The organism is Bacteroides sp. AM41-16, assembly GCF_003603495.1.
Classification (GTDB): Bacteria; Bacteroidota; Bacteroidia; order Bacteroidales; family Bacteroidaceae; genus Bacteroides; species Bacteroides uniformis.
This window is the reverse complement of the sequence record NZ_QTNE01000037.1, coordinates 1-14,778: the sequence shown is the minus strand read 5'-3', so window position 1 is coordinate 14,778 and position 14,778 is coordinate 1. Positions and strand designations below refer to the sequence as shown.

The 14,778-nt window shown below is 42.0% G+C and carries 7 protein-coding genes; all 7 read left to right on the top strand.

Annotated elements, in window-relative coordinates; genetic code table 11:
- Positions 1–200: 200 nt before the first annotated feature.
- The 7 genes from DW896_RS21005 to bglX all read left to right on the top strand — a co-directional run bounded on the left by DW896_RS21005 (position 201) and on the right by bglX (position 14,724).
- Positions 201–3,092 carry a triple tyrosine motif-containing protein gene (locus DW896_RS21005; RefSeq protein WP_119993754.1) on the top strand — a complete coding sequence of 964 codons (2,892 nt, stop codon included), beginning with the start codon at positions 201–203 and terminating at the stop codon, positions 3,090–3,092.
- A gap of 291 nt (positions 3,093–3,383) precedes the next feature.
- On the top strand, positions 3,384–6,587 hold the full coding sequence (locus DW896_RS21000; RefSeq protein WP_005826839.1) for a TonB-dependent receptor: 3,204 nt from the start codon (positions 3,384–3,386) through the stop codon (positions 6,585–6,587).
- 18 nt (positions 6,588–6,605) lie between these two features.
- A complete protein-coding gene (locus DW896_RS20995; protein ID WP_005826837.1) occupies positions 6,606–8,195 on the top strand; it encodes a RagB/SusD family nutrient uptake outer membrane protein in 1,590 nt (529 codons plus the stop codon).
- Positions 8,196–8,226: 31 nt separating this feature from the next.
- Complete coding sequence (locus DW896_RS20990) at positions 8,227–9,600, top strand: hypothetical protein (protein WP_009036781.1); 1,374 nt, start codon at positions 8,227–8,229, stop codon at positions 9,598–9,600.
- Between the two features lie 38 nt (positions 9,601–9,638).
- Complete coding sequence (locus DW896_RS20985; RefSeq protein ID WP_272186433.1) at positions 9,639–11,099, top strand: family 16 glycosylhydrolase; 1,461 nt, start codon at positions 9,639–9,641, stop codon at positions 11,097–11,099.
- 77 nt (positions 11,100–11,176) lie between these two features.
- Positions 11,177–12,469, top strand: coding sequence for a glycoside hydrolase family 2 TIM barrel-domain containing protein (locus DW896_RS20980; RefSeq protein WP_034528657.1), 1,293 nt, complete (start codon positions 11,177–11,179; stop codon positions 12,467–12,469).
- 2 nt (positions 12,470–12,471) lie between these two features.
- Positions 12,472–14,724, top strand: coding sequence for a beta-glucosidase BglX (bglX, locus tag DW896_RS20975; protein ID WP_009036783.1), 2,253 nt, complete (start codon positions 12,472–12,474; stop codon positions 14,722–14,724).
- Positions 14,725–14,778: the final 54 nt, after the last annotated feature.

The following is a 14,778-nucleotide window of genomic DNA, read 5'->3' as shown; positions in this document are numbered from 1 at the left end:
GTCCGACAGCTGTCGGACGATAATTCAACAGCCGTCGGACGAATACTTCTTAGTATACCGGAATCTAAAGTATAGTTATGCAAAAGATTGCCATTTGAGAAGAAAATAATAATCGGGGACAAAAAAACAGATAGGCTATTGTGTGCTACCTTGAAAATAAGCATTATTTTTGTGCAACTAACTATATAGTCATTATACGCATGAACAAACACATATTGTCATTCTACCTTTTTTTCTGCCTTTTTCTTTTTCCCCCTTTGGTCGAAGCAATTGCCGGCTGGAATAGCTTTATCGTCAATTTTGATAAAAGTGTTTATGGTAAGGGGACCCAGACTTGGCAGATAGCACCCTATGATGACAAGTGGGTATATTTCGCCAACAAGAACGGTATGGTGCAATTTGATGGCAATGTCTGGAATGTGTTTCCATTGAACAATGCTTCCGATGTGCGTTCCGTTCTGGCTTCTGCCACCCAAAAAAGAATTTATGTGGGGGGCATCAATGAATTCGGCTATTATGAACCGGATACGGACGGTTCTTTGGCCTATCATTGCATGTCCGATACTTTGGAGAGTTCCGTTCGTTTTCTTGGAAATGTGTGGGGCATCCATGAGACAGACAATATCTTGTATTTCCAAGGGGACGGGTGCGTGGTGAAGTACCTGAACGGCAAATATACCGCCATTGAAATGAATGCCAAGATAGACTGTTCCAATATGGTCAATGGTATTCTTTACATCGGTACGGACAGAGGCGTATGGCTTTTGGTTGGAAACACTTTTTTCCCTCTTCAGGGTGCCGATGCGTTGGCTTCCAAGCGTATTCGTGGCATTATACCTTATAAGAAAGGTGTTCTGGTGGTGACTGCATACAACGGACTTTACTATTGTGACGGGCGTACGATGGAACCGTTTGTCACCGGTGCCGAAGAGTTTATGCGTGAGAATGAAGTCTTTTGCGTAGCCAAAAAGGATGATAAGATTGCCTTGGGAACCATTCATAAAGGATTGGTACTGGTGGATTGCAGCACCATGCAACTGAAATATTTCAATGAGAACAACGGCTTGCGTAACAATACGGTGCTTTCTGTCTCCTTCGATACGACCGGAAACCTCTGGGCCGGTCTGGATAGCGGCATTGACTACGTCTGTCTGAGTTCTCCTTTTACGAATCTCTATTCCTATCCTTATTCCTACGGCACGGGATATACGGCGGCGGTAGAAGGCGGTTATCTTTATTTAGGTACCAATCGGGGTTTGTATTACACCTCGTATCCGGTACAGATGAACGGCGATTTGCCGGATATCCGTCCGATGCCCCAATCCAGCGGACAGGTCTGGAACCTTTGCCGTATAGGTGATGAACTCTTCTGTCTGCACGACCGTGGTATTTTCCTTATCAATGGTACTTCCGTAAAACGTGTGACGGATATTGCCGGCGCCTGGTGTTGCCAACTTGTGGCAGGACGTACGGACCTTATGTATGTCGGGGTATATAACGGTATTTATTTGGTTGGGAAAAAGAATGGAGAATGGCAGGTGGTTGGCAAGATTGAGGGTATGAACGATTCTTGCCGTCTTTTTGAGCAGGAAAGCGATAAGGTGATTTGGGTGTACAATACAGACCACGTTACCCGTGTGGATTTGGATAATGATTTGACAAAAGCTGTCCGTATAAAGGAATATAGCGCGAAGGATGGTTTTCCGGTAGGACGTGATATGTATATAGCGAAGATAGAAGACCGGGTGTATTTTGCCACTCCCCGGGGAATCTATAAGCATAATCCTCATAAAGATGTCATGGAGCCTTGTCCGGATATGAACAACCTTTTGAATGGCACCGCGGCCTATTCGCGTATCTTGGAGTATCACGATAAGTTGATTAGTTTGAGCCCTCACGAAATCTGTATTGCCAATCTGGGTACCTATAAGCGGGGGGCGAATACAAGCATTAATCCCATCCAGCAATCGCTGATTGAACTGGTACCCGGTTTTGAAACGATTATTCCTCTTTCAGATTCGCTGATGGTGGTTCCTAATGAAGGAGGTTTCGCTTTATTCAGCATCCCGGCCGTAAGAGAGCGTCAGGATCGTAGCCACTCCTTATATATAAGGAACATGTATCTGTCTTATCCCAAGGATTCATTGGTATATACCGCAAACTTTTTAGGAGAGAAGCCGGTTCCGGTGATAGCTTATTCCATGAATTCCGTTCGTTTTGACTATGCCCTTCCTTTTTTTTCGGTAGGGGATGATATCCGTTTTCAATATCGTTTGAATAAGGGAGGCTGGTCCGATTTTACAACGGTACGCACCAAGGAGTATAGTAATCTGTCGGAAGGTGAATATACGTTTGAAGTTAAAGCGGTCTTTCCTGACGGTACGACATCATCGGATACAATCGCCTTCCGTATACTTCCACCGTGGTATCGTAGTGCTGCTGCATACGTTTGTTATATCATCTTGGCTTTGCTTGCCTTATGGTATGTCTATCGTTGGGATGATGTCCGTGTGAAACGGAAGAAACAGCAGGCGGTAATCGAGAAAGATAAAGAGTTGCACGATATGGAAAGGGAGTACGAAGAGGAGAAAGCCCGTCAGGAAAAGCAGATTATGCAGCTGGAGAAAGAAAAATTGGAATACGATTTGCAACATAAGAGTCAGGAAATGGCCAATCTGATGATAAACTTTGTCCGTAAGAATGAAATGCTGACTGAAATCAAGTCAGAGATACTTAAAGTATCCGCCTTGCTGAAGGGTGAGGGGGCTCGGGAAGGAAAACAGCAACTCATACTTATTAATAATAAAATAGACGGTAATATACAGAGTGATGAGGTTTTGAAGCGTATTGAAGACCAGTTCGATTTGATACATAACAATTTTATGAAACGTCTTCATGCCAAGCATCCTGAACTTTCCCACAACGAACGCATGATGTGCGCTTATCTAAAGATGAATCTTTCCACGAAAGAAATAGCGCCTCTATTGAACATTTCGGTTCGTGGAGTTGAAACAATCCGTTATCGTCTTCGTAAGAAGTTCGCTTTAGAGAGAGAGGATAGTTTGACGGATTATTTAAGCAATAAACTGTAGTCTTTAGATATTAACTTCCTTTAAAAGAAGGAAGTGCATGGAAGGGAGGAATTTAATATTCCTCCCTTTTGTGTTCTATAACATGTTGTGACGTAATACTTAAAAGTATATATTAATTATTGATTATTAGTAAGTTATTTGCTGATGACGTATTGATAACGTATTTGAATTTCAGATTTGACGTATTTAAGAATGATTGTTTCTTATTTGTTTTATTGCATTTTACTCTATGTTTGCACTGTTCGATTGAGAACAAAACCGAGAAACGTTAATCTTAATTTAGTAAAACTTATGAAAAAGTTATTATCAGTTTTATTTCTGTTAAGCTTTACCTTGGCTTCTGTATATGCCCAAAATATACAGGTAAAAGGTACAGTGGTAAGCGGTTCGGATAATGAACCGTTGCCTGGAGTAAATGTGGTAGTTAAAGGAACTACCAATGGTGGAATTACTGATTTGGACGGTAATTTTACATTGTCGGTTCCTGCCGACGCAACACTTTCTATTACCTATATTGGTTTTAAGTCACAAGAAGTAGCGGTAAATGGAAAAAATTCCTTGAAAATAGTTCTTCAGGAAGATTCAGAAACGCTGGACGAAGTAGTAGTGGTGGGGTATGGTGTTCAGAAAAAAAGTGTGGTAACAGCATCTATTGCCAAAGTTAGTAGTGAGGATTTGGAAAACAAATCTCCGGTGCGTATGGATAATGCATTGAAAGGTTTGGCTGCAGGTGTGGATGTAACTTCAGCTTCTGGTCAGCCGGGTGATTCTCCTCGTGTACGTGTACGTGGTATTGGTACTATCAACAATAGTGATCCGCTCTACATTGTAGACGGTATGCCTATTGGGGGTGGTCTTGATTTTGTAAATCCTAATGATATCGAGTCTATCGAAGTGTTGAAAGATGCTGCTTCTGGTGCTATCTATGGTGCGCGTGCTGCTAATGGCGTTATTCTAGTAACTACCAAAAAAGGTAAGATGGGTAAGGCACAAATTAATTACAATTTTTCTTATGGCTGGCAGAGTGCATGGAAGAGACGTGATGTGACTAGTGCGACAGACTATGCTATCCTTCAGAATGAAGCCAATGTGAATGGTGGTCAGGCTCCAATTTATGCAGATCCTTATAATTTGATTGATGCTAATGGAAATTCTATCAAAGGATTTGGCACTGATTGGCAAGATCTTGTTTTCTATGACAATGCTCCGGTAGTGAATCATGATGTGACAGTTAGTGGTGCATCGGAAAAAGTAAATTATTATTTGTCTTTGGGGTATTATTCACAAGATGGTATTGTTGGTGGTAATCACGGACATTCTAATTATGACCGTTTGACTATTCGTTCCAATACTCAATATAATCTAATTGATGCATCTAAAGAACGCGGTTTCCTTAATAAATTGGATTTAGGTGTAAATTTGGCTTATATGCGTACGCATTCAACAGGTGTTGGTACTAACTCTGAATTCGGTTCAATTTTGGGATCGGCTCTTTATCTGTCTCCTATTTTGACCCCTACATTGACTGGTGATGCAGCTGAAAAGATGATTGAAACTTATAAAGATTTTGATTTGCCTCGTGATGCAAATGGTGATCCTTATACAGTACCTGGCTATGGAGGAGCTTATCAGGAAATGAATAATCCGCTGGCTATGATGACATTGACTCCTACAAAGAATTGGTCGCATAAGTTTGTTCCAAAGTTTTCTATTGATCTTCAATTGTGGGATAATTTGAAGTATCACTTCAATTATAGTGCTGATATGGGATTTTGGGGTAATGAAGGGGCTACTAAGAGCAAGTATTATCTCTCAGCTAATAATAAGGCAACACATACTAATGCATCTTCATTCAAGGCACAGAATGTGACATGGCAGATTGAAAACACATTAACTTATGACAAAACTATCGGCAAACATACATTTGGTGTTGTATTAGGACAGTCTGCTCTTAAATATAAGGGAGATCAACTTGGTGGTAACCGTTGGAATCTGGTGAATCCTAATAAACCTTCTATTGATTATGCTACAGGGAATGTTGAATATACAAAGGATGCAGATGGTAATATTACTGGTGCTACAGTTCAGTATGGCGTTTATGGAGGTCCTTATACAGAACATAGAATGTCGTCTATGTTTGCTCGTTTGAGTTATAACTATAATGAACGCTATATGATTCAGGCTACAATCCGTCGTGATGGTTCAAGTCGTTTTGGTATTAATAATAAATATGGTACGTTCCCTTCAGTATCTGTGGGATGGAATGTGACAAATGAAGAGTTTATGGCTGATACGCGAGAATGGTTGTCTAACTTAAAGGTTCGTGCCAGTTGGGGTAAGAATGGTAATGATAACATAGCCGAATTTGGTTATACTTCATTGACGGCCATGGGTAACAATGTCCTTTTGGGTAAAGATGCCATCAAATGGAACGGTTCTAAAGCACAACGTTTGGCAAATCCTGATTTGAAATGGGAAGAGAGTGAGCAAACTGACTTAGGTATTGATTTGGGATTCTTTAATAATGCTTTAACATTCAGTGCTGACTATTACATAAAGAAAACCAATGGCATGATTATTACGATGCCTATCCCGAGTTATGTAGGTGAAACTAAACCTCTTGGTAACGTAGGTGATATGGAAAATAGTGGTTTTGAGTTTGAACTTGGCTATAAATGGAATATTGCTGATGCTAAATTTGCAGTAAAGGGAAATGCTACTTATCTTAAAAATGAATTGAAGAACTTGGGAAATGATACTGGCTATATGGATTTAGATGGTATTCAAGGATTCTCTGGTGGTGGTACACGCGGTTCTAACGGACAACCTTTCCCCTATTTCTATGGTTACAAGACTGACGGTGTTTTCCAGAATATGGATGAAGTTCGTGCTTATGTCAATAAAGATGGTAAAATGATTATGCCGGATGCGGTTCCTGGTGATACACGTTTTGTGGATGTAAATGGTGATGGTAGCATCTCGGCAGATGACCGTACTAACATTGGTAATGGTACTCCGGATTGGACTTATGGTTTGAATCTTAATGCTGATTGGAAAGGCTTTGATTTTAATATTTTCTTCCAAGGTGTAGCTGGTGCTGATGTGTTTGATGGCACTTATCGTACAGATGTTGCTTCTGGTAACTATCCTTCTTGGATGTTGGGACGTTGGACTGGTGAAGGTACTTCTAATAAGTATCCTCGTCTGGCTGTCGGTAATGCAACGAACTGGATGGTATCTGATCTTTATGTTTGTGATGGTTCATATCTTCGTCTTAAGAATATTACTTTGGGATATACATTGCCTAAGACTCTTACTCGCAAACTTACTATTGAACGTCTGCGTGTGTATGTGCAAGCTGAAAATCTTGTGACTTGGACCAAATATTGGGGATTTGATCCTGAAATTTCTTCAGGTGCAACTTCTCTTGGTGTTGACCGTGGTATTTATCCGCAGGCTCGCACATATACAGTAGGTGTAAATGTTTCTTTCTAATCTAAAAATAAGAACTATATGAAAACAAATAAAATATTAGCAATAGGCTTACTTGCTGCCGCTACAGTGTTGACTACCGGTTGCAGTGACAGTTTTCTTGAGGTGGAAAATCCGACAGGTGAACCATTGGAAGATTATTATACTACGGATGAGCATATTCAGGAAGCTCTGATTGCCGCCTATGACCCTCTCCATTGGCCAGATTGGGGATTGGGACAGTACAATGCCTTGAATATTGACGGTGAAATTATGGGCGATAATTTTTGGGTAGGTGGTGCAACCAAGACCGATATGCAGAATTGGCATATGTTATTTAATTATGAAGCTAATGAAAATAATACACTTGGCTCTCTTTGGACTGTGGATTATTCTGGCATCAAACGTTGTAATGACTTACTGAAATATCTTGATTGGGGTACTGATGTTACTGAGGCCAATCGTAAACTCTATGAGATGCAAGCCCGTTTACTACGTGTTTTCTATTATAATATGTTGTGGCATTATTTTGGTAATGTACCTTTCTATTTGGAGAATCTTTCCGAACCTCCTTATACGGCTCCGCAATATACTGCCGATCAGGTTTATGCTGAGTTGATCGCAGAACTTGAAGCTGTAATTGACTCTAAGGTGTTACCTTTGAAATATTATAAAACAATCAAAGAAGGTAAAGAAGTTGACGACGAAGGTCAGTTGGGACGTGTCACTCAAGCTATGGCTTATATGGTATATGCTGAAATGGTAATGTATCAGAATGATGAAAGTCGTTTCTCAAAAGCTTTAGGTTATATGAAGGAGCTTATTGATAGTCCTAGCTTTAGATTGAATCCTAGTTTTGCCAACATCTGGGAAACGGAAGGTGAATGGTGTGACGAATCTATCTGGGAAATTAATTATGAGCAAACTAATAACGAACGTGGCTGGGGAAGTCCGTTAGCTGTTGGTGGTACAGTGCTTCCTACTCTGATTTCTCCTAACTCTTTCCCAGGTGATGATGGTTGGTCAAAGGGTAATGATGGCTGGGGATTTATGCCCATGCGTCTTGAAACTTATCAAATGTTTAGTGAACAAGACAAACGTCGTGATGCAACTTGCTGGGTGATTGCCGAAGATGTAGAATATACGAAACGTTATCAAGATACTCATATTTGGTTACAAAAATATCGTCCGTATGATAAGAACTTCAAGCAGTCTTCCGGTGACCAGAATTTGAACTATAATAACAATTATCGTTATTATCGTTATGCTGAGACATTACTAAATGCTGCAGAACTTTCTCTTCGTACAGGTGGAAGTGGTACAGGTGAGGCTAAGACATGGTTGAACGAAGTTCGCACCCGTGCCGGTTTGGCTGGACTTGCAAACGTTACGGTTGACGATGTACTTACAGAACGTCGTTTGGAATTTGTAGGTGAAGGCAAGCGTTATTTTGATTTGGTACGTGCTGAAGGAATCAGTGGAGCATCAGCCAGCAATAAGGCTACTACTGCACTGGTCCCCGATGAATATGGTTACCGTACTAATTCTTGGACTGCCAAGAAGAAATACATTCCTATTGCACAAGGAGAGTTGGATTCCGATCCGGCTTTGGTTCAGAATGCTTATAAATAGTTTACCATAACTCCATTAATAAATAATTGATATGAAAAATATATTTAAATATATGGCAGGCGTGTTGGTTGCTGGTTTTGCAATGACTTCATGTTCGCCTGAAGATTTTACGGGAGCCAATGGCAATATCCCACAAGCATCGGATTATACTGATAACTTTAAAGTTACTGTAGATCAGACAACCAATTATGCAAACTTTGAATTTACTTCTGCTCCTGGAGTGTCTCCAATTTGGATAATTGACGGCACTTATCAAGCCTCATATGGTTTTTCCAAATATTATCGTAAAAAAGGTTCATATACAGTAGAATGTAAAGTAAAGAACGCAAATGGCATTAGTGATGGTTCGATAACCAAAACCTTTGAAATAGAGAAGACTATTATGAACGGTTTTGGTGGTTTTGTGGAAGATAGTGAATTTAACATGTTTAAGGGAGTAACTTTCAATGTGGCATCTTTCTACTATGCTCCAGGATGGGGGCAGATTGCAGATCCAAAATATACTTATCAGAATGGTGCATTTGTTGTTTCCTTACCGGAAGCTACTACCGATCAGTGGCAAGCTCAGATGCATGTGGAATTGGATAAGGTAATTGCTTTGTCAGTGGATAAAACCTATGATTTTTCGGTGATAATCACTTCTACTACCAAACATCCGGGCGTGACGGTTAAAGTACAGCAGAAAGGTGATGACAATACGTTTATCAATATGCAGCGTGTGGCTTTAGATGCTAATGAGCCTAAGTGTATATGGTTCAGTAACGTACCCGGTGTGAATATTACCGACTTGAAGTTTGCACTTGATTTTGGTGGTAATGAAGCTAATACGGATATTACTTTGGAAAGCTTTGTCTTGAAAGACCATGCTAATGATGACGGTACGGAAATTCCTGAAGTACAAGAGCCTGAACCTTCTTGGGTGAAGGTGGATAGTGAAGACAATCTTTGGAACGGGGCAACCTTTACCAATACTTTCTTCTATGCAAACCCGGATTGGAGTGCTAGACCTAATCCAGATTTAGTGGTGGATGGAAATGCTTATACACTCACTTTCCCTGATGCTACTGAAGCACAATGGCAGAACCAGTTCTCGTTTGTTACAGATTTGTCAGCCGATACAGAAACTGCCTATGATTTCTGTGTCACTCTAAATCCTAGTACTGATTTGAAGGGGGTAACAGTAAAACTGGTTCAGACTGATGAACCTGATGTCAAACATGATGATAACTTCTTCTTTGCAGAACAGACGGACTTGTTGGGTAATGAAGATAATAAATTTTGGGTTGCAAATAAAAAGGCGCCTAAAGATATGCATGCTATATCTTTAGTCTTGGATTTTGGTGGAAATCCTGCTGACACAAAAGTGACTATTAAAGATATTATTTTCCAGACTCATAGAGATTGATGACTAGTATTAGATAGAATATTGGTCTGCTAAAAGCAGTGAATAATAAAAAGGGGGAAGGATGTGTGTTATCTTGGCAATTGCTGGAGTTTCATCTTTTCCCTTTTTTCTCTACTTATGTTGTAAAATATATATATATGAAATACTATTGTCTATTATCTATTCTTTTGTTTTCGTTGATTGCTTGTGGCAGTAGCGATGACAAGGAACCGCAATCCGAGGATGTTACCATTAAATGTTCTCCTGAAAAGATAGAGGCTGTTGCACAAGCTAGCCAATATGTGGTGAATGTGGTTTGTTCTGGTAAAGAGTGGACAGCTTTTGCCTCTGATGATTGCAGTTCATGGGTCAAAGTAAATGTAATGGGTTCTTCTTCTAGCCAAGGCACAGCGACAGTTATAGTCAGTGCTCATACGGGTACTACTTCTCGTACTGGTACGGTGGTAGTTAAATCTGGTGCTACTCGTGTATCTATTCCTCTTACGCAAGCGGCTCCTTTATCAGTGTCACAGACTGAGTTGTATTCTAATTCTATAGGAGAATCTTTTGTCTTATCTGTTATTGCTTCTGGCGAATGGAATGTGAAATCCAATGATAGTTGGATTAGCGCAGAAAAAAATAGTGGGGAAATTGTTGTGACCACTTTAGCTAATGATGCAAAGATTTCCCGTACGGGTACAGTTGAGGTTGTGGCTGGTGCAGAGAAAGTAACGGTAACAGTTATTCAAGAATCGGCTGAAGATCTGGATATCAATACCCCTGAGGGGTATCGGTTGGTTTGGCATGATGAATTTAATGAGGGTACATCTCTTGGCAATGATTGGACACACGAGGTTCAAGGAGCAGGGTGGGTAAATAATGAACTTCAAAATTACGTCAATGGTTCTGCTGACGGAAAGCGTGTGACAGAACTTGTGGACGGTAAGTTGAATATTAATTGTTTCAAAGGCTCCGATGGTAAAATTTACTCTGGTCGTGTGTATGCTAAAGTGAATACTGGTTGGGAATATGGCTATTTTGAAGCACGTATCATGTTGCCTGAAGGCAAGGGGACGTGGCCGGCTTTTTGGATGATGCCAGTTGGTAATGACTGGAATACTAACCCATGGCCCATGTGTGGTGAAATAGACATTATGGAGGAAGTGGGAGTCGTACCCAACGAAGTCTCTTCGTCTATCCATACGCAAGATTATAATCATACTATAGGTACGCAGAAAACACATGCCATGACTATAGAACAGGCAGAAGGAGAATTTCATCTCTATGCTTTAGAGTGGACAGAAGATGCCATCACTACATACGTAGATGGCAAGGTACAGTTGGCTGTTACCAAGCAACAATTGGGAGCTGGTCATAATCAATGGCCTTTCCATTATGCTTTCTATCCCATTCTGAATCTGGCTTGGGGCGGTGATTGGGGTGGAATGAACGGTGTGGACGAGTCTGCTCTTCCAGTGACGATGAAGGTGGACTATGTACGCGTGTTTCAGAAAAAATAGAGCCTTCATGTTTAAATATGAAGGCTGAATGTTTTTTATTTATAACATAAATACCTTATGCTTTAGGACAATTGATAATGAAAAAAGAAAAAATATTTATTTTTATCTGTTTAGTTTTGTTGTCTGCCTGTTCTCCTTCTTCTCTAGACGGTATTGTAATAGAGAAAGCGGCAGACGGTTATAAACTTTCCATTGACGGAAGAGAAACCTATATTAAAGGCGTAGGCGGCACATATCGGTTGGACATTGCCGCCCAGAGTGGTGCCAATGCCTTCAGAACCTGGGGAGGTAATGTGGAGGAGATAAAGAAAAACCTGGCATTGGCTTCGGAGCACAACATGTACGTAATGCAGGGAATAGGCATGACCAAAGACTCCATACGCTATTACGATGATGAATATAAGAACAAGATGCGCGAAGAAGTCCGCTTGTTGGCAGAAACGTTCAAGAATGATACGAGTTTGCTGGCTTGGGGTATTGGCAATGAAATTGAGTTGGGAAATGCCAATATAGCTGCCGCATGGAATTTTGTGGAAGAACTGGCACAGCTGATTAAGTCGATAGACAAGCGTCATCTGGTTTCGACAGTGATTTCCTACAATCCGTCGGCATTGGACTCTGTGGCAAAGTATGCTCCATCTCTCGATTATGTGGGCATCAATGTATATGGTCCGATGGGAGAGGTACAGATGGTTGTTGACAAGTCGGACTACAAGGGTGCATTTATGATTACCGAGTGGGGACCGACCGGTTGGTGGGAAACAGCTTCTACCGAGTGGAAAGCACCCATAGAGCAGACCAGTGAAGAAAAACGGCAGGTGTACGAAGAGCGTTATACGCAATATATTTCTGCCAATCCCCGTTGCTTGGGCTCTTTTGTATTCTTGTGGGGACAAAAAGAAGAACGTACGCCTACCTGGTTCAGTATGTTTGTAGAAGACACGGTGGATATGCTGCCTCTGAAAGGAGAAAAGACTCCTATGGTAGAGGCTATGCAAAGAGTGTGGACTGGTAAGGAACTGGATGAAACGGCTCCGGTAATTCTGGGTATGATGACTGTCAATGGGAAGAGTGCTATTGATAATGTCCGCATCAAGGCAGGTGCTTCATTGAAAGCAGAGGTTGCGGCCATAGACAAGGAAAATGATTCTCTGACTTATGTTTGGGAAGTGCTTAAAGAAGCTACAGTGCTGGGCTTTGGAGGTTCTTATGAACCGCGTCCGGAAAGAGTCGGTGAGGTGGCTATGTCAGATAAAAATGTGTATGAGACTGCAATTAAAGTTCCCGGAGAATATCGTTTGTACGTATATGTACTTGATAATACGGGCTTTGTCTCAACAGCAAATATTCCATTTCAAGTAATAGATTAAAGATGAAAACAATGAAAATGCTCTCTGCTTGTTTATTGCTGCTTCCTTTTATATCTTGTACTCAAGTGCAGGATACAAAAAATGACGCAGTCATCGAGCAGAAAATAGAAGCGCTGTTGTCCCGTATGACATTGGAAGAAAAGATTGGGCAGATGAACCAGATTTCTTCTTATGGTAACATAGAGGATATGAGCGGATTGATAAAGAAAGGTGAAGTCGGGTCTATCCTGAATGAAGTAGATCCGGTGCGTGTCAATGCCTTGCAGCGTGTGGCAATGGAGGAGTCCCGCTTGGGCATCCCCTTGCTGATGGCGCGTGATGTGATCCACGGTTTCAAGACCATATTCCCTATTCCCTTGGGACAAGCGGCATCTTTCAACCCGCAGGTGGCTAAGGATGGTGCACGGGTAGCGGCTGTGGAGGCTTCTGCCGTGGGTATCCGCTGGACATTTGCGCCGATGATAGATGTGGCTCGCGATCCCCGTTGGGGGCGTATGGCCGAAGGATGTGGCGAAGATACTTATTTGACTTCAGTGATGGGTGTTGCTATGGTTGAAGGTTTCCAGGGAGATTCGCTGAACAGTCCGACTTCCATAGCCGCATGTCCTAAACATTTTGTAGGTTATGGTGCTGCCGAGGGCGGGCGTGATTATAATTCCACTTTCATTCCGGAGCGTCGTTTGAGGGATGTATACCTTCCTCCTTTTGAAGCTGTGGCCAAGGCAGGGGCAGCCACTTTCATGACTTCGTTTAATGACAATGACGGAGCACCGTCTACCGGAAACACTTTTATTTTGAAAGATGTGCTTCGTGGTGAATGGGGATTTGATGGAATAGTAGTGTCAGACTGGGCTTCGGTAGCCGAAATGATGGCACATGGCTTTGCTGCCGATTCTAAAGAGGCAGCAATGAAGGCGGTGAATGCTGGTGTGGATATGGAGATGGTCAGCTATACGTTTGTCAAGGAATTGCCGGAATTGATAAAAGAAGGTAAGGTCAAGAAGTCTGCTATAGACGATGCCGTGCGGAATATTCTGCGTATCAAATTCCGGTTGGGACTGTTTGATAATCCTTATGTGGATGAGAAACGGATAGAGGAACTTTATGCTCCTTCTCATCTGGAGGCTGCCAAGCAAGCTGCTGTGGAATCGGCCATCTTGTTGAAGAACGAAAAGGAGACATTGCCTTTGCAATCTTCGGTAAAGACGGTTGCTGTGGTAGGTCCGATGGCAAATGCACCTTATGACCAATTGGGTACCTGGATATTTGATGGTGACAAGACAAAAACCGTGACACCGTTGAAGGCTATCAAGGAACTGGTGGGGGACAAAGTGCAGGTGATATACGAGCCGGGTCTGACTTATAGCCGTGACAAGAATATGGCAGGTGTTGCCAAAGCCGCTGCTGCCGCTGCACGTGCTGATGTTATTTTGGCGTTTGTAGGCGAAGAGGCTATTCTTTCAGGAGAGGCGCATTGCCTGGCCGACCTGAACCTGCAAGGTGCGCAAAGCGAACTGATTGCCGCTTTGGCGAAAACAGGAAAACCGGTGGTTACTGTCGTAATGGCAGGGCGTCCGTTGACCATAGGAAAGGAAGTCGAACTCTCGTCAGCTGTACTTTATTCGTTCCATCCCGGAACCATGGGAGGACCGGCATTGGCCGACTTGCTGTGGGGTAAGGCTGTGCCAAGTGGCAAGACTCCGGTGACTTTCCCGAAGATGGTAGGACAGATACCGGTTTATTATGCTCATAACAGTTCCGGACGTCCGGCTACGCGGAATGAGGTTTTGCTGAATGACATTCCGTTGGAAGCGGGGCAGACTTCGTTGGGATGTACCTCTTTCTATATGGATGCTGGTTTCGATCCGCTGTATCCTTTTGGCTACGGTCTGTCGTATACGACGTTCAAATATGATAATGTGAAACTCTCGTCTGCCAATCTGAAGAAGGAAGATGTGCTGACTGTGACTTTCGACCTTGAGAATACCGGAAAGTATGAAGGTACCGAGGTAGCCCAGCTTTACGTGCAGGACAAGTTTGCTTCGGTGACCCGTCCAGTGAAAGAGCTGAAACGCTTTGCTCGCGTCACATTGAAGCCGGGTGAGAAGAAAAATGTATCGTTTGAACTTCCGATAAGTGAACTTGCTTTCTGGAATATAGATATGGTGAAGACGGTGGAAGCCGGAGACTTTGCTCTTTGGGTGGCACCGGATAGCCAAAGTGGAGAAGAAGTTTTCTTTAAGGTAGTAGATTGATTGTTGATTTAGGCAGTATCCATAATTTTGTGTAAATAGAAACGGGATTCAGTT

Bases quoted from the DNA above. Each gene is read 5' to 3' on its own strand.
- DW896_RS21005 (WP_119993754.1), top strand. From the start codon at position 201: ATGAACAAACACATATTGTCATTCTACCTTTTTTTCTGCCTTTTTCTT.
- DW896_RS21000 (WP_005826839.1), top strand. From the start codon at position 3,384: ATGAAAAAGTTATTATCAGTTTTATTTCTGTTAAGCTTTACCTTGGCT.
- DW896_RS20995 (WP_005826837.1), top strand. From the start codon at position 6,606: ATGAAAACAAATAAAATATTAGCAATAGGCTTACTTGCTGCCGCTACA.
- DW896_RS20990 (WP_009036781.1), top strand. From the start codon at position 8,227: ATGAAAAATATATTTAAATATATGGCAGGCGTGTTGGTTGCTGGTTTT.
- DW896_RS20980 (WP_034528657.1), top strand. From the start codon at position 11,177: ATGAAAAAAGAAAAAATATTTATTTTTATCTGTTTAGTTTTGTTGTCT.
- bglX (WP_009036783.1), top strand. From the start codon at position 12,472: ATGAAAACAATGAAAATGCTCTCTGCTTGTTTATTGCTGCTTCCTTTT.